This is a genomic window from Pseudosulfitobacter koreensis, from assembly GCF_024733015.1.
Taxonomy (GTDB): domain Bacteria; phylum Pseudomonadota; class Alphaproteobacteria; order Rhodobacterales; family Rhodobacteraceae; genus Pseudosulfitobacter; species Pseudosulfitobacter koreensis.
This window is the reverse complement of the sequence record NZ_JANKJG010000005.1, coordinates 155,405-172,089: the sequence shown is the minus strand read 5'-3', so window position 1 is coordinate 172,089 and position 16,685 is coordinate 155,405. Positions and strand designations below refer to the sequence as shown.

General features: G+C 64.3%; 16 protein-coding genes. 10 read left to right on the top strand and 6 right to left on the bottom strand.

Annotated elements, in window-relative coordinates; all coding sequences use genetic code 11:
• Positions 1-26: 26 nt before the first annotated feature.
• From NTA49_RS09150 to NTA49_RS09125, 6 genes are all read right to left on the bottom strand, one after another.
• On the bottom strand, positions 27-971 hold the full coding sequence (locus NTA49_RS09150) for a YihY/virulence factor BrkB family protein (protein ID WP_258294421.1): 945 nt from the start codon (positions 969-971) through the stop codon (positions 27-29).
• Positions 972-1,035: 64 nt separating this feature from the next.
• A complete protein-coding gene (locus NTA49_RS09145) occupies positions 1,036-2,280 on the bottom strand; it encodes a DUF3618 domain-containing protein (protein ID WP_258294420.1) in 1,245 nt (414 codons plus the stop codon).
• On the bottom strand, positions 2,270-2,668 hold the full coding sequence (locus tag NTA49_RS09140; protein ID WP_258294419.1) for a phage holin family protein: 399 nt from the start codon (positions 2,666-2,668) through the stop codon (positions 2,270-2,272). Before NTA49_RS09140 ends, NTA49_RS09145 begins: the two co-directional genes overlap by 11 nt.
• Positions 2,665-3,237 (bottom strand): hypothetical protein, encoded by a 573-nt coding sequence (locus tag NTA49_RS09135; RefSeq protein WP_258294418.1) that lies wholly within the window; start codon positions 3,235-3,237, stop codon positions 2,665-2,667. The genes NTA49_RS09140 and NTA49_RS09135 overlap by 4 nt, the downstream gene beginning before the upstream one ends.
• Before the next feature lie 209 nt (positions 3,238-3,446).
• A complete protein-coding gene (locus NTA49_RS09130) occupies positions 3,447-4,853 on the bottom strand; it encodes an alpha,alpha-trehalose-phosphate synthase (UDP-forming) (protein WP_258294417.1) in 1,407 nt (468 codons plus the stop codon).
• Positions 4,854-5,009: 156 nt separating this feature from the next.
• Complete coding sequence (locus NTA49_RS09125) at positions 5,010-6,044, bottom strand: DNA topoisomerase IB (RefSeq protein WP_258294415.1); 1,035 nt, start codon at positions 6,042-6,044, stop codon at positions 5,010-5,012.
• A gap of 198 nt (positions 6,045-6,242) precedes the next feature.
• Between NTA49_RS09125 and otsB the strand changes: the two genes are divergently transcribed.
• From otsB to NTA49_RS09075, 10 genes are all read left to right on the top strand, one after another.
• The gene (gene otsB / locus NTA49_RS09120) at positions 6,243-6,971 is read left to right on the top strand and encodes a trehalose-phosphatase (protein WP_258294414.1); all 729 of its coding nucleotides are present in this window, start codon (positions 6,243-6,245) and stop codon (positions 6,969-6,971) included.
• A 29-nt stretch (positions 6,972-7,000) separates the two neighbouring features.
• Positions 7,001-8,776 carry a glycoside hydrolase family 15 protein gene (locus tag NTA49_RS09115; RefSeq protein WP_258294410.1) on the top strand — a complete coding sequence of 592 codons (1,776 nt, stop codon included), beginning with the start codon at positions 7,001-7,003 and terminating at the stop codon, positions 8,774-8,776.
• Between the two features lie 18 nt (positions 8,777-8,794).
• Positions 8,795-9,214, top strand: coding sequence for a VOC family protein (locus tag NTA49_RS09110; protein ID WP_258294409.1), 420 nt, complete (start codon positions 8,795-8,797; stop codon positions 9,212-9,214).
• Between the two features lie 106 nt (positions 9,215-9,320).
• Positions 9,321-9,827 (top strand): 2Fe-2S iron-sulfur cluster-binding protein, encoded by a 507-nt coding sequence (locus NTA49_RS09105; RefSeq protein WP_258294408.1) that lies wholly within the window; start codon positions 9,321-9,323, stop codon positions 9,825-9,827.
• A complete protein-coding gene (locus NTA49_RS09100) occupies positions 9,824-10,810 on the top strand; it encodes an FAD binding domain-containing protein (RefSeq protein ID WP_258294407.1) in 987 nt (328 codons plus the stop codon). Before NTA49_RS09105 ends, NTA49_RS09100 begins: the two co-directional genes overlap by 4 nt.
• The gene (locus NTA49_RS09095; protein ID WP_258294406.1) at positions 10,807-12,993 is read left to right on the top strand and encodes a xanthine dehydrogenase family protein molybdopterin-binding subunit; all 2,187 of its coding nucleotides are present in this window, start codon (positions 10,807-10,809) and stop codon (positions 12,991-12,993) included. Before NTA49_RS09100 ends, NTA49_RS09095 begins: the two co-directional genes overlap by 4 nt.
• Before the next feature lie 278 nt (positions 12,994-13,271).
• Positions 13,272-14,348, top strand: coding sequence for a hypothetical protein (locus NTA49_RS09090; protein WP_258294405.1), 1,077 nt, complete (start codon positions 13,272-13,274; stop codon positions 14,346-14,348).
• Positions 14,345-15,052: a PIG-L deacetylase family protein gene (locus NTA49_RS09085; RefSeq protein ID WP_258294403.1), complete on the top strand. Its 708-nt coding sequence runs from the start codon at positions 14,345-14,347 to the stop codon at positions 15,050-15,052. The genes NTA49_RS09090 and NTA49_RS09085 overlap by 4 nt, the downstream gene beginning before the upstream one ends.
• Entirely contained in the window at positions 15,049-15,621 is a 573-nt protein-coding gene (locus NTA49_RS09080; RefSeq protein WP_258294402.1) for a nodulation S family protein, read from the top strand. The genes NTA49_RS09085 and NTA49_RS09080 overlap by 4 nt, the downstream gene beginning before the upstream one ends.
• Positions 15,621-16,625 (top strand): glycosyltransferase, encoded by a 1,005-nt coding sequence (locus NTA49_RS09075; RefSeq protein ID WP_258294401.1) that lies wholly within the window; start codon positions 15,621-15,623, stop codon positions 16,623-16,625. The genes NTA49_RS09080 and NTA49_RS09075 overlap by 1 nt, the downstream gene beginning before the upstream one ends.
• The last annotated feature ends 60 nt before the right edge of the window (positions 16,626-16,685 follow it).

Sequence of the window (16,685 nt, the reverse complement as noted above, 5' to 3'; positions counted from 1 at the left end):
TGGGGCTTGGTTCCTGTAGGCAGGTACTAGACCTGTGCCTCGCCCAGCTTGTCGGCCTTGCGCGCGCCGCGCTCACCTGCGGGCTGCGGCTCTCCGGTGGTGCTGTCGACACTGGTCTGCGCCTCCATCTCGGAATTGAACTCGGCCCCGATCAGGATGATAAATGCGGAAATCCACAGCCACATCAGCAGGATGATCGCGCCTGCCATGCTGCCAAAGGTTTCGTTGTAGCTGCCGAAGTTGCTGACGTAAATCGAGAATCCGACCGAGGCCAACAGCCACATCGCGCAGGCGATCATCGTGCCCGGAGTCAGCCATTTCCACCGGGCGTTGTCGCGCGAGGGGCCAAAGCGGTAGAGCACGGCGAGGCCCGTGATCGAGAGCGCGGCAAGCAACACCCAGCGGCCATAAGCCAGCAGATTTTCAAGCCAGACGGGCAGGCCGAACACGCTGATGATCACTGGCAGGGCCAAGGCGGCCGTCAGTCCGCAGATCAGGCCCACGATCAGCAAGAGCGTCAGGCCCAGCGTCCACATCGTGCGTTTGACGAAACCGCGTTTTTCCTCCTCGTCATATACGACGTTCAGCCCTTCCATCAGGCTCGACATGCCCTTGGACGCGGAATAGAGCGCAAGGCCCAGACCCAGGGCGAACGCCCATCCGAGGCCACTTTCCTCTGATCCCGTCACCGCGACCGCCTGATCCAGAATGATCGTCGCGGCCTCTTGCGGCATCACGGCGGCCAGGCTTTCGATCTGCCCGGTGATCTGCGATGGCTCGACCAGCAGACCCGCCAGCGCCATCAATGCGGTGATCGCCGGAAACAGCGCCAGCAGCGCATAAAAAGCAACACCTGCCGCGATCAGCGACAGGTGGTCAGCGGCAATTTCATCCTTCACCCGGTAAAGGATGTCTTTCCAGCCTTTTGCGGGAATTTCTTTCGGGGTCTGTGCATCGCGTCCGCGCGTCATGGGATACCTTTCGTGCTGCGGCCTGCCCCCGGTTATCAGGGGCAGGCCACTGTTTCGGTTCGGCCTACTTCTTCACGTCGCCGAGGTTTTGCTTGTCGGCTTCGCTTTTGGCAGCGTCCGCGACGCGCTGGCCGGATTCCTTGGCCTTGTCGGCGGCCTTGTTGGCCACGTCTTGCGCCGCGTTGTCGGCATCGGCCTTGCTGTCCGCCTCATCCTTGGTTTCACGGGCGATGTTTTTCGCCTCGTCAGTCGCGGCAGCGGCGACCTTGCCCAGCTTTTCCTTTTCCTCGGCGTAGATACGTTCCGCCTCGTCAAAGAGTGCATCGCTGGTTTCGCCCATATAGGCGTCCTCGGTGCGACTGCGGGGCAGGGACGCGCCGACTGCGGCACCCAACGCCAGCGCCAAGGCACCTGCGACAAGTGGATGCTCTTCGAACATGTCGGCTGCACGCTCGCGTCCGTATTGCGAGTAACGGCCCGTGGCCTGCCATGCCTCCATTGCACGTTCGCGTGCTGCAATGACACGCTCGCGTGCCTGTTCGCTCAGCGCTTCGGTGCCTTCGCTCAGGCGCGCGCGCATGGCGGCGGCGCGGTCTGCGGCAGAGCTTGCGGTGTTGCGCACGCCGTCGGCGACGGAGCGACCGGCGTTCGACGCGGAATCCCGTGCCGACCGTGCCCCACCGGCGACGGACGCGCCTGCGCTGCGGGCGGACCCGGCAACCGAAGAGGCGGCACTCGACGCACCGTGAGACGCGGACGATGCCGCACCAGACACGCTGCCCGATGCGCGCGAGGCCGCAGAGCGGGCGCGGTCGGACAGGTCGTCGTGGTCATCCTCGGTCGTGCCGCGTGCCCAGCTTGGCACCGTAGTGGTGCGGGGGCGTGAGTGCTCTTCCATGGTGCCGGGCGTCGGTGCCGTGCGACGGTAGCGTTCGGAATAGGGGTCCGACTGCACGTCGCGATCACGGTTGCGGTCGCGGTAGGGATCGACGGGATTGACCCGGTCGTAATTGCGATCATATCCGCGGTCGCGCCGTTCGTAGCGGTCGTCCGATTTGGAGCTTCCGCCGAACATCAGCCAGGCAAGGCCTGCGCCTGTGACCGCCAGGGCCACCGGGTTCTGCTTGACTGCCTCGGAAACCGAGCGGCCAAAGTCGCCGCCGTGCTCGCGGAACTGGTCCGAGAACTGGCGGGCGATGCCTTCGATGGAGAACCTGTCTTGCAGGTCGTCCAGGGTATGGGCGAGGCCTTCGCGTTCACGCTCGATATCGCGTTCGATTTGGTCTGAGCTTCTGGAGTCATTTGTCATCGTAGACCTCCTTCAATGTTTGCGCATCGCGCTTGACGTTCTTGGCCGTGCGGTTGGGTGCAAGGCTCTTGAGTTTCAGATCGCTGGTGCCCTTGTTGGCCATCACATAGGCGATGATGCCCAAGAGCAGGCCGACGATCAGAGCGGACCAGCCGGCGTCGATGCCAGCCTCGGTCAGCGCGGCCACGAGGGCTGCGGACAGCACGTTTAGCGCGGTCAGTGCAACGACAACGGCACCGACGATCATGCCGATGGCCAGTCCTGCGGCCTTGAGGTTCTCGTCGATCTCGGCGCGGGCCAGATCGACCTCGCTGCGCATCAGCGAACTGACGTGGGACAATGCTTCGCTCAGCAGGCCGCCTGTGGATTGTTTGGGATCGGTGGTCATGATTTTCCTCCGGTTTCAACGCGTGGTGCGGCGGGTGTGGACCCGGCGACGGGGCTGCGTGTGGGGGCGGGTGCGGGACGGTCCATGCCGGTGCTGCGTCCGGTCGACGCGGCGCCGGTGGCTGTACGGTCGTAACCGCGGCCAGATGTGCCCGATGCCTTGGCGAAGCGCGTGGCGGCAAATCCGACCAGCGCGGCACCACCCAGGAACATCAGCGGATTGCGTTTGGCGAACCCATTCACATCGTTGACGATTTCCGACAGATCCTTGCCGCGCACGGCGTCAGATGCGTCGGCCAGCCCATCGGCGATCTGGCTGAAGGTGCGTTCCTGCGGCGATCCGCTGCGCAACTCGTCAGCCGCCGTGCGCAGCGCCGAGGCCACGTCCTTCACCTCGTCGGCAGCGGTTTGCTTGGCCTGGTCGGCATAGCCCGAGGCTTGGGCCGACACGGTGTCTGCCGCTTTGCGGGCCTCTGACTTGATGTCTTCCGATGTCGAAGCAGCGGCTTTTTTCGCGTCCTGCTTCAAGGTCTCGCCCTGAGACTTCGGTGTGTTTCCAGTGGTCGTCATGGTGACTTCCTTTCTTAGAATAAGAGGTTCAGAACTGCGAGAACGACCACGATGAGGCCGATCAGGTAGAAAATGCCGTGCATGAGGTTTTTCCTTTCGTGTTCAGTCAACTAGTTGTGAAGACCCAACACGTGGAGGCTGCGGTTGTTCCAGTCGGCACTGTACGGTGCGTGAAAAAACCGGCGGTTCACCGCCCGTCGCGGGCACACTCATGCACTGTTCTTGTGGCGTTCGTTGAAACTGCTCCATGACAGATCCCGGCGGCTGTCTTTCAGCGCGTTCAGATAGTTCTCGCTCCAGCGGCCCACGTCGGTGGCGCGGACGCGTTTCATGCAGGCGGTGTATCTGGCCTGCCGTTCCTCCAGCGGCATATCGAGCGCCTGTGCCAGTGCCTCGCTCATCTCTTCGATGTCGTAGGGGTTGACCAACAGCGCCTCGGTCATGTCCTCGGCGGCACCCGCCATGCGTGACAGGACCAGAACGCCGGGGTCTTCGGGGTCCTGGGCCGCGATGTATTCCTTGGCCACAAGGTTCATGCCGTCGGCAAAGGGTGTGACGAACCCGACCCGCGCGGTGCGGAACAGTTTCGCCAGGACATCGCGGTCTATGTTGCGGTGGATATAGCGCAGCGGGGTCCAGTCCAGTTCGGCATTCTCGCCGTTCAGACGTCCGGCCAGCTCTTCCAGCTCGAAACGGATGTCGCGGTAGGCGCTGACTTCCTCGCGGGTGGGCGGTGCGATCTGCAGCAGGCTGGGGCGGCGTTCCTTGTCCTTGCGGGTTTCCAGATAGCGGCCAAAGGCGCGGAAACGGTTCGGCAGCCCCTTGGAATAATCCAATCGGTCAACGCCTATGATCAGTTCGCCTGACAGATCCTTGGCGATTTCCTCGCGGTTGGTGGATTTCTCGGCGGTGGCGACAAAGGCCTCGACGTCGATGCCGATGGGGAAAGACCGCACACCGACGCGGCGTTCGCCGTATTTGATCTTGCCGTCGTGCATCAGTTCGGCGCCCAGTTCCGACCGGAACATCTCGAGGCAGCGCGCCACGTCCGACCGGGTCTGAAGCCCGACCAGATCATAGTCGGCCAGCCAGTGCGCCAGGTTCGCCGATGGCGGCAGCGCCCCCATGTCGCCCAGCGCCGGAAAGGGGATGTGCAGGAAGAAACCGATCTTGCCCTCGAACCCAAGTTCGCGCAGGTCGGCGGCCAGCGGGAAAAAGTGGTAGTCGTGGACCCAGATCATGTCCTCGGGCCCTGCCACCTCAAAGATTTGCCGGGCGAGGCGCTTGTTGACCCTGCGGTAGCCTTCCTCGAACCGGCGGCTCATCTGCACGAGGTCTCCGCGCCGGTGGCAGACGGGCCACAGCACCGAGTTCGCAAAGCCCAGGTAAAAAGTCTGGTAATCCGTTTCGGACATCTCGAATGCCAGCCGCTGATAGGTGGACTGATCGCCGATTTCCTTGAGCGTGTCAGAGGGGTCGGCCTGAAACTCGGGGTCCGATCCGATCCAGATGCCGCCGGTTTTGCGCAGCGTCTCGTGCAGTGCAAAAACAAGCCCGCCTGATGGTGTGGCCGCTGTAGGTATGCGGTTGGACACAACGATGAGCTTGCCGGACATCTTCTCTTTTCCCCATTTGGTCGCACATGTTCACGGTGCGGAAAATCGGATCGTGGGAGGCCCGTCTTGGCATATCCACCCAAATTCCGCCTATAAGGGAAACAACCGTGCCCAAAAAAAGTTCAATTGAAAGTGATCGGATCGGGGGCATTCCCGTCACGTCACCGGGTCTTGAAGCCCTTCCTGGTCCCGGTTCAGAAAGGCCAGCAGCCGCTGTTCGGGCTGGGTCAGACCGTCCTGCGAGCGCGCCTGTGGCAGGGGCTGCGGCGTGGTGCACAGATCCAGAACATCGGGGTGAATATAGCTGCTGCGCGCGATGGTGGGCGTGTTGTTCAGACGTTCGGCGGCGGCCTCGGCCATGTCCTTGATACGCGGCGCGTCGGTCTGCATCGCCACCTTGAACGCGGCCACGGTGCCCGACCACGTACGGAACGTCTTGGCCGTCACGCCGTCGGTGCCGGACCTCTCGGCGATATAGTCGTTCAGCGCCGCCGAGGTCAGCGTGTGGGGTGTGCCGTCCGTCCCAAGCCACGCCAAAAGCTCGGCACCGGGCAATTCGCGAATTTCTCCCAAAACGCGCAACAGCGTCTTGTCGGCGATCTGGCGGCGCACGCGTTTTCCGCCCTTGGCGCGAAACGATACCTCCAGCTTGTCGTCGCGCAGCCGCACGTGCTGGCCTTTCAGCGTCAGGGTGCCGAAAGAGCCGTTGGTCTTGGTGTATTCGGGGTTTCCCACGCGCAGCGACAGCCTGTCGATCATCGCCACGGCAGCGGCCAGCGCGAAGCGCTGCGCGCCCGCCTCGCTGTGCAGATCGCGCAGGATCGCGCGCCGCAAGCGGGGCAGGGCCGCACCGAAGTCCGCAAGGCCCGCGAATTTGGTCTGGGATTGTGCCGCACTCCATGCCGGATGATAGCGGTATTGCTTGCGACCGCGCGGATCATAGCCCGTGGCCTGCAGGTGGCCGTTTTCGAAGGGGCATATCCATACGTTTTCGTATGCGGGCGGCACTGCCAGTGCGTTCAGGCGCGCGCGCTCTGCCTTGTCGGTGATGCGGGTGCCGTCCTGCGCGAAATAGGTGAACCCGCGTCCGCAGCGCTGGCGTGTGATGCCGGGGCGCTTGTCGGGGTAGTATCTAAGCGAGGGTGTCGCGGTCATCTGTCGGCTGCCTGTCTGCTGAGCTTCGCGGCGCATGTCATCTGCCACGTCATGCCAAACCCCCGTCGACGTTGAAGGTTCCGCAAAGCGACGCGGCGTTGGCTGCGCGCGCGCCGACTGGTTGCATTTCATTGCCGTGGCGATAGTTAATGCAGGGAAAGCCCGACGGTCGGAAACGCGGGTTTCGGTAACACATGCCTGCGGAATTCGCATGCCAGAATAGAAATTTGTACCATGCCAGATAGGTCTACTCCCCCCGTCATCACCTGCAGCGACCACGCGTTCTTTCTGGATCTGGACGGAACGCTCGCCGAGATCGTGGCACGCCCCGAACAGGCGATGATCGCAGATACCATGAAGGATCTGATCCGGCGTCTGTCTGTGCAGACCAATGGCGCGGTGGCGGTCGTCTCGGGCCGGTCGCTCGACGACATCGACAGGCTGATCAGCCCGTTGGAATTGCCTGCAGCCGGATCGCACGGGCAGGAACTGCGCGGCGGAGGCGCGGATGCGGTTGCACCTTCCGGCGAGATTGCACCGGATGTGGTACATATTATCGCCGAATTCGCAACACAACGTGGCCTGCTGGCCGAGCAAAAGCCGGGATCGGTCGCGCTGCACTACCGCTCGGCACCTGAATACGAGGCGGAATGCAAGGCGCTGATCGACGGTTTGGTGTCTGGCGACGACCGCTACCGCGCGGTGCATGGCAAGATGGTCAGTGAACTGGCCCAGCGCGCCTGCGACAAGGGCACGGCCATCGCGGCTTTCGCCAAGACAGCGCCATTTGCAGGCAGGACGCCGGTGATGGTGGGCGATGACGTGACCGACGAGGATGGTTTTCGCATGGCGCAAAGCCTTGGCGGGATCGGGATCAAGATCGGCGAAGGCGCAACGGATGCCAGTCACCGACTGCCGTCAATCCCCGCCTTTGCGGAGTGGCTGGCCGACATCCTGCGCTGACGGAACTTCAAATACGAAAGAGAGATTTCATGGACTTTGGCGTAGTCGGAAATTGCGCGGTGGCCGCACTGGTCGATCCGGGCGGGTCGATCTGCTGGTACTGCCTGCCGAGGATGGATGGCGATCCGGTGTTTCATTCGGTGCTGGGACACGGGGCAGGTGCGGAAGGCGACGGCACCTTTGCCGTCGAGCTGGACCAACTGTCCGACAGCGAACAGTTTTACGAGCCGAACACAGCCATTCTGAAAACCATCCTGCGCAGTCCGAAAGGATCGGTCGAGATCACCGATTTCTGTCCGCGCTTCGCCGACCGGGGGCGCAGCTTTCGCCCGCAGACTTTGATCCGCAAGGTGCGCCGCCTGGAAGGTCTGCCAAGGGTGCGGTTTCGCATCAGGCCCCGGTTCGACTGGGGCGAGGTCGATCCGGTCATCACGCGCGGCTCCAACCACGTGCGTTTTGTCGGCCCCTCGCAGACGCTGCGCCTGACCACCGATGCGCCGCTCGATCACGTGTTGGATGCGCGTCTGATCAACCTCGAAAACGAGGCGACGTTCGTTCTGGGCCCCGACGAGACGCTGTCGGACAGCGCCGCCGAGATCGGCACGTCGTTCTACAACAAGACCCTGCGCTATTGGCAGCTTTGGTCGCAGCGACTGGCGGTGCCTTTCGAGTGGCAGGACGCGGTGATCCGCGCGGCGATCACGCTGAAGCTGTGCAGCTACGAGCCGACGGGCGGCGTTATCGCGGCGATGACCACATCGCTGCCCGAAGCGCCCGACAGCGGGCGCAACTGGGATTACCGCTATTGCTGGGTGCGCGATGCGTTCTTTACCGTGCGCGCCTTGAACAGCCTGGCCGCCACCCGCACGCTGGAGCATTATTTTGAATGGCTGATGAATGTTGTGGCCGATGCCAACGGTGGGCACATCCAGCCGGTCCTGGGTGTCGGGTTGGAGACGGCACTGACCGAACGCATCTCGCCTTCCTTGCAAGGCTACAAGGGGATGGGGCCGGTGCGCATCGGCAATCAGGCGCACGAGCATTTCCAGCACGACACCTATGGCAACATCATCCTTGGGGCTGCGCCTGCGTTCTTCGACCGCAGGCTGTCGCTGCATACAGGGCTGTCTGCGTTCGAAAGCCTGGAACCCTTGGGCGAGCAGGCGTGGTTGCTGCACGATCAGCCCGATGCGGGCATCTGGGAGCTGCGCACGCGGTCGCGCATCCACACCTCGTCGTCGCTGATGTGCTGGGCGGCCTGTGACCGGCTGGGCAAGATCGCGCACCATCTGGGACTGACCGAAAAAGGCGACCGATGGGCCGAGCGTGCAACGGTGATCCGCGACAAGATCCTGGAACACGCCTGGTCCGACGCGCGCAATGCCTTTGTCGAAAGCTTTGGCGGCGAGACGCTGGACGCCAGCGTTCTGCTGATGGGCGAGGTTGGCTTTCTGCCCGCTGACGACCCGAGGTTCGTGGCCACGGTCGAGACCCTGACAGACGTGCTTGGGCGCGGGCCTTACATGCTGCGCTATGAAGAGGCGGATGATTTCGGCGTGCCTGAGGTCGGCTTTAACGTCTGCGCCTTCTGGCGGATCGACGCGCTGGCGCGGATCGGCAGGATCGACGAGGCCCGCGCGCTGTTCGAGCAGATGCTGGCCGCGCGCAACGCGCTTGGGCTTATGTCCGAAGACACGTCCTTTGCCAATGGCGAAGGTTGGGGCAACTTTCCGCAGACCTATTCGATGGTCGGCATCATCAACGGCGCGATGCGCCTGTCGCGCCGCTGGGAAGCGGAGCTTTAGCGCAGTCAGGAGCAACAGATGTTCACGCATGTCATGGTCGGCGCGAATGATCTGGAACGCCTGGTCACGTTCTATGACGCGGTTTTGCAGCACACGGATTTTTGCCGGACCACGTCGCTGGACGATTTGGGGCCCGCCGGGATCATCTGGCAGGTGCCGGGATCACGCTGGCCGCAGTTTGCCATCGGCCCGCCGCAGAACGGGCAGGCTGCGTCGGCGGGCAACGGGGTGATGGTCAGCTTTGCCTGTCGTTCGCAAGCGGCGGTGGGCGCGGCATGGAAGGCGGCGCTAGCCCAAGGCGGCACGGATGCGGGCGCACCCGGCGAGCGCCCGGTCTATAGCGATGATTTCCATGCGGCCTATGTGCGCGATCCCGAAGGCAACAAGCTTTGTTTTCTGCACTGCGCGGCCTTTGCGCCGGATACATCCGACACTTAGGGCGCACCCGGTAATACGTCGGTCATCCGCGTATTCAGACTTATTGTGAACAAAACCGTTTCGCGATGCGTTCGATCCACAACGACGGACAACGCTGGAGCGAGGCATGCAGACGAAGCTTACGATCAACGGCAACGAACATGATCTGGAACATGATACACGCACGACATTATTGGATGCCTTGCGCAACCATCTGGGGCTTTCGGGCACCAAGAAAGGCTGCGATCACGGCCAGTGCGGTGCCTGCACCATCCTGATCAACGGGCGACGCATCAATGCCTGCCTGACGCTGGCGTGCATGCACGATGGCGACGAGATCACCACGATCGAAGGGATCGGCACACCTGACAACCTCTCCCCGATGCAGGCGGCTTTCGTCCAGCATGACGGGTTCCAGTGCGGCTATTGCACGCCGGGTCAGATCTGTTCGGCCACCGCGATGCTGGAGGAGGCCCGCATGGGCTGGCCCAGCCATGTGACGGATGACGTGACATCGGCGCCCGATCTGACCGACACCGAGATTTCCGAGCGGATGAGCGGCAACCTCTGCCGTTGCTCTGCCTATCCCAACATCGTGGACGCGATCCGGCAGGTGTCGGAGAAGACCACATGAGACCCTTTGACTACACACGGGCGCAAGACAGCGCCGAGGCCGCGCGGATCGCGGGACAGGGAGCCACGTTCATTGCGGGCGGCACCAACCTTCTGGATCTGATGAAGCTTGAGGTGATGACGCCCGATCATCTGGTCGACATCACCCATCTGGACCTGAACGAGATCACCCAGACCGAAGCCGGGGGCCTGCGCATCGGTGCATTGGTGACCAACAGCGATCTGGCCGCCGACATGGCTGTGCGCCGGGGCTGGCCGCTGCTGCCCAAGGCGCTGTTGTCGGGGGCCACGGGTCAGTTGCGCAACAAGGCGACGACGGGCGGCAACCTGCTGCAGCGCACGCGGTGCTATTATTTCTACGACCCCGATATGCCCTGCAACAAACGCGAGCCGGGCAGCGGGTGCGCCGCCATGGGCGGGATGAACCGGCTGCATGCCATTCTGGGGGCCAGTGACGCGTGCATTGCGACCCACCCCAGCGACATGGCCGTGGCTTTGCGTGCGCTTGGTGCCCATGTGGACCTGATGGCCGAGGACGGATCGACACGAACGCTGCCCCTTGGCGATCTTTACCGGCTGCCCGGCGACACGCCGGAGGTCGAGACCAACCTGAAACCCGGCGAGCTGATCACCCACGTGGTGCTGCCCGCGCCGGTGCATGGGCGCCAGATCTATCGCAAGGTGCGCGACCGTGCGTCATATGCCTTTGCGCTGGTTTCGGTTGCCGCCGTGATCGACGTCGAAAGCGGTGTGATTTCGCAGGCCAAGCTGGCCTTTGGCGGGATCGCCCCGATGCCCTGGCGCATGACCGAGATCGAGGATTTCCTGATCGGCAAGGCCCCCTCCGAAGACCTTTGGGAAGAGGCCGCCGACCTGCTGCTGTCGGACGCGCGCGGGCAGGGCAGCAACGATTTCAAGATCCCGCTTGCGCGCCGCACCCTTGCCGCGGTGCTGAACGAAGCCACGCGAGGAGACGACCAATGACCGCACATCTGAAGATGGACAAGCCCGACACCCGCAACCGGCTGGACCACACCGCCCAAGGGCTGATCGGTGCCGGAATGGACCGCCCCGACGGCAAGGCCAAGGTGACGGGCACCGCCGCCTATGCGTTCGAGGACCAGCCCGAGGGCATGGCGCACGGCGTTCTGGTGCGCGCCAATGTCGCGAAGGGGCGGCTGAACGACATTGACCGCGACAGCGTGCTGCGTCTGCCCGGTGTGCTTGCCGCCATGTGCGGCCCGCGTTTTCTGCGCAACCCGGCCCAGGGTGGTGCGAACGAAGCGCCGGTTCAGGGCAGCGAGGGCATCGCCTATCTCGGGCAGCCCGTCGCGCTGGTCGTGGCCGAGACGTTCGAGCAGGCACGGCATGCCGCACATATGCTGACCTTGCAGATCGACGCGCAGGAGGGGCAGACCGACCCCGACATCGCTGGATACGAAAGCCCTGACGCCAAGCAGGCGCAGCAGGGTGATCTGGACCGCGCGATGAAGGACGCCGCGACCGCGATCGACGTGACCTATACCACGCCCAGCCACAACAGCGCCGCGATGGAGCCGCATGCGGCGATTGCCGAGTGGGACCAGGATATGCTGACGCTGCGCGGCAGCTACCAGATGCTGAAATACAACCGCAACGAACTGGCGGACGCCTTGGGCATTGACCCCAAGTGCGTGCGCATCCTGGCGCCCTATGTGGGTGGCGGTTTCGGGTCGAAACTGGGCATCGCACCCGAGGCCGTGGCAGCAGCGCTTGCCGCGCACGAGTTGAACCGCCCGGTTGGCGTGGCGCTCACGCGCCAACAGGTGTTCGAGGGCACGATGCGTCGGTCGGAAAGCCGCCAGCGGGTGCGTCTGGCTGCGGATGCGAGCGGCAAGTTGCAGGGCATCGGGCACGACGCCTATATCTCGAACCTGACCGACGAGGTGTTTTCCGAGCCCGTCACGCAGGCCACGCCATTCATCTATGCCGGGGAGAACCGCGTGATCGGCCACCACATCGCGCGGGTGAACCGGACTTGTGCAGGATCCGTGCGCGCGCCGGGCGAATCCATCGGCGTGACCGTGCTGGAAAATGCGATGGACGAACTGGCGCATCAGACGGGCATTGACCCGGTGGAGTTGCGCCTGATGAACATTCCGGACAAGAACCCGACCTCGGGCCTGCCGTTCTCGTCGCACACGCTGGCCGAGGCGCTGACCACCGGGCGCGACCGCTTTGGCTGGGACCAGCGCAACCCCCAGCCCGGATCGACGCGCAAGGGCGACTGGCTGATCGGCATGGGCATGGCCTCTGCCGTGCGGGTCAACATCCTGAGCGAGGCGCGGGTGCGTGTCACGCTGATGCCCGACGGCACCGCCCGCGTGCAGACCGACATGACCGACATCGGCACCGGCACCTATGCCATCCTGACGCAGATCTGTGCCGAGATGCTGGGCCTGCCCGAGACTGACGTTTCGGTCTCGCTGGGCGACACCGATCATCCGCCGGGGCCGGGGTCGGGCGGGTCATGGGGCGCGTCATCGGTCGGGACTGCGGCGTTTCTGGCCTGCGAAAAGATCCGGCGCGAGCTGGCGAAGAAAGTCGATGCGGACGAGGCCGATTTGACGCTGAAGGACGGGATGGTGTCTTATGCCAACCGCCAGGTGCGGCTGGCCGACATGATCGACGAAGAGATCGAGATCGAGGGGCACGTGGAGCCGGGCGACACTTCGGACGACGTCACGCAATCGACCTATGGCGCACATTTCGCCGAAGTTGCTGTTAACGCGGTGACCGGCGAGACGCGGGTGCAGCGGATGCTGGGTGTCTTTGCCGCCGGACGGATCCTGAATCACAAGACAGCGCGCTCGCAATGCCTGGGGGGCATGACCTTTGGCCTTGGCATGGCGCTGACTGAAGAATTGATGCACGATCCGCGCGACGGCCATATCGTCAACCGCGATCTGGCCGAATATCATCTGCCGGTAAACCTGGACGTGCCGCAACTGGACGTGGTGCTGCTGGACGAGCGCGACGCCTATGCCAATCCGCTGCAATCCAAGGGTATAGGCGAGCTGGGCATTTGCGGTGCGGCGGCGGCGATCACCAACGCGATCTTTAACGCGACCGGCGTGCGCGTGCGCGATTATCCCGCGACGCTGGACAAAGTTCTGGCCGGGCTCTGAGCGTCTGACAGTGAATCCGGTGTCGCAGGCCGGTGTCTTGATCCCTTCGATGCCCCACAGTTCGTGGGGCATTTCCCTGCGCGCGCCAGGGGTTCCGGCACGTAGCCTTACAAAATTCGCTAAACGCATGAAAAATATGGAACACATATTAGTTTCGCGCATTTTAACTTGGCTTAAGCCGATGCGGTGGCGTGTCGCTTAGCATCGTTGAAACATGACCCGGCGCAGAATGACGGTATCGCCGTTCACCTGCGTCCTGCAAGACCGCGAGACGCCGGATGATCGAACCCAATTGCACGCCAGACAGTCCGGCGTTTTGTGACCTCTTGGGTGCCTTGGCGCAGCAGGCCCCGCAGCAGCATCGCAGCGGCGCGGGGCTTGGGCGCTCTGTCGTCGCCATGCGGTCCGCCGGGATGCTGGAAGACAGCGGCGTGGTCGATCCTGCGCAGACCGCGCGGCGCCTCATGCGGATTGGGGGGGCCAACCTGTCGGCGGCGCGGCTTTACGAGGGGCACGTCAACGCGCTTCGGATCGTTGAGATGCACGGCACGAAAGAGCAATGCGCACAGCTTGCGGATGCGGTGAAAGCGGGCGCGTTTCTGGGTGTCTGGGGGGCTGACGGCACCGATCCGCTGCGCGTGGACGGCACGCATTTGCAGGGGGCCAAGGTCTATGCCTCCGGGCTGGGGACGGTCACCCATGCGATCGTGTCGATCAGTGGCGACGCTGCCCCGCGCATCGCGCTGGTTCAGGTGCAGGACGCCGCCCGTCAAAGCCCCGGCGACTGGCGGATGTCGGGGATGCGCGCGACATGTTCGGGGGGCTATGACTTTTCCGGCATCAGTCTGGCAGAGGTCGAATGGGTCGGCCCGCCCGGCTGCTATTTCTCCGAACCGGGGTTCGTGTCAGGCGTCTGGCGGATCGCGGCGCTGCAATTGGGGGCGACGCTGGGGCTTCTGGATGCGGCGGCGCGTCACCTGCGCGCGCGGGACCGTATGGAGGCCGAAGCGCAGCTGATCCGCCTGACCCCGCCGCTGATGCGCGCGCTTGGAGCCGAAGGCCTGGTGATCCGGGCCGCGCGCTTTGCGGAGGGCCGCGAGATACATGAGCATAAGGACAGGGGCGTGGCCCTGTCGGCGTCGGCGCGGCTGCTGACCGAGGAAATCGCGCAAGCTGCCATCGTCGCGGTCGAGCAAAGCGTGGGTCTGGTGCATTTCGACGATCAATCCGAGACCGGACGGATCGCTGCCGATCTGTCGGTCTACCTGCGTCAGGCCGCCCGCGATGCGCTGCTGTTGCGGGTCGGCCAACACGCGTTCAATGCCGATGCTTCGGTCTGGGAGATGCTGCAATGACAGACGCCACTTCGGCCACGCTGAACGATCTGACGGGGGGCGACCCCATCATCATACTGGCGCCTCATCCCGACGACGAAAGCCTTGGGTGCGGCGGGCTGATCGCCGCGTGCCGTGCGAACGGGATTGCGGTGCATGTGGTCTCGATGACCGACGGCGCGGGCTCGCATCCCAACTCGGTGCAATGGGCCGATGGCCGGCTGGCAGCGCAGCGCCGCTCGGAAATGCTGGAGGCGCTGAAGCGGCTGGGGTGCGCGCCGGGCGATGTAACGTTTCTGGGCCATCCTGACACGCAGCTGGCGTCGGTCGATCAGGATCTGCTCCGCGATCAGATTTCGGCGCTGTGTGACAGGGTGGGGGCACGGACGATCTTTGCGGCCTCGGCCCAGGACCCGCATTGCGACCACGAGGCGACCGCCGCCGTCGCCGCCGCGCTGGTCGCCATGCGCCCCGACACGCGGCTTTGGTATTATCCGGTCTGGTCGCGCTGGCACGACCCGCAGTACCGCACGGCCCATCAGCCTGCCGCAGCACGGGTGTTCGATACGCAGGCCTGGTCCGACGCAAAGCACCGCGCGGTGAACGCCCATGCCAGCCAGTTGGGCGGAATCGTCAAGGATGATCCGACAGGTTTCACCCTAGACCGCGATTTTGTCCGCTTTTTCATCATCGAGCCGGAAATCTACTTTGAGGGCACGCCATGACCGTCGAGCCCAGCCACCTGGATCAGCTTTATGCGGACACGGACGATCCGTGGAATTTCCGCACCAGCCGCTATGAGCAGGATAAATTCGCTGCGACGCGGGAAGCGTTGGGTCGCGCGGATTATGCCCACGCGCTTGAATTGGGCTGCGGCAACGGGGCATTGGCAAGACATCTTGCGCCGCTTTGCGCGGCCTATACCGGCGTAGATGCGGTTGCGCGTGCGGTGCGCGCGGCGCAAGAGGCCGTTCCGGCGGCGCGGTTTGTTCAGGGCTGGGTGCCTGATGATTTGCCCGGCGAGGTCACGGGGGAGACGTTCGATCTGATCGTGCTGTCCGAGATCCTCTATTTTCTCGACCGGTCCGCGCTGGCACGGCTGGCTGGCCAGATCGACGCAAGGTGGCCTCGGGCCGAGGTGCTCTGCGTGACGTGGCTGGGCGACACCGGGCACAGCCTGACGGGTGCGCAGGCGCTGGAGGCGTTCAACGCGGCGTTCGATGTGCCGCTGTCGCCGGTCATGCGCACCGCCGATTACCGGATCGACCGTCGCCTTGGGCGGGGGGACGCGTGATGCGCAGGATCGACAGTGCGATCATCATTCCCGCCCGTAACGAAGAGCGCCGCATCGGCACCTGCCTGCGGTCCCTTGCGCCGCAACTGGGCTGCGACACGCTGGTCGTGGTGGTTGCCAACAACTGCACCGATCAGACCGAAGCCGCGGCGCGCGCGGCATTGCCCGGACCGGGCCTGCTGGTGGCCAACCTTGAGTTGCGCGCTGATCAGGGCGTGGGGACGGCGCGGCGCATGGGCTGCGAGATGGCCATCCGGGCGGCCCCCGCGCTGCGGTCGCTTCTGACCACCGATGCCGATTGCGTCGTGGCACCCGATTGGGTCGCGCGCAACCGGCAGCATCTGAATGCCTTCGATGCGGTCTGCGGTGCCGTCGATCCGATGCCCGAAGAGCGTGACATCCTGAGGCATATTCCCGCTCAGGACGGCTGGAAGGAAGCGACCTACCGCGCGCTGGTCCTGCGGTTCTACGATGCAATCCACCCCGAGCCGCACAATCCGCTGCCGCATCACGGCGAGACGCCGGGGGCAAGTCTGGCCTTCGGGCTGGGGGCCTATTGCGCTGTCGGTGGCTTTTCCGACCGCCGCACGGGCGAAGACCGCGATCTGGTGCGCCGGATGCGGCACAACGGGATGAAGGTCGGGCATGTGGCGGATGTGCGCGTGGCCGCGTCGTGCCGGTTGACGGGGCGCGCCGAGGGCGGGATGGCCCAGACCATCAAAGGCCGTCTCTCCAACCCGGATTTCCGCATTGATGACACCTTGCCGCCCGTGCGCTGGCTGCTGGAGCATGCCGCGCGCGGCACCTTGCCCGTGTGGCCGCCGGAATTGCCGCCGGAACAGTGCCTGCGGCCTTCGGACCTGCCAGCGCAGATCGCGCGGCTTGGCCATGTTCTGGATCACTTTGGCCAGCCCGGGACGGGGGCGGAGCCTGCGCAACTGCCTGCGACTGCACCCGCAGCGCAGGGCGGCGCGATGGGAATGCGAGAACGGCGGCTGACCTGATGACACAAAAAACCCCCGGCGCCTGATGGATGCCGGGGGGGGATGGCGTCAGCGCTGGTG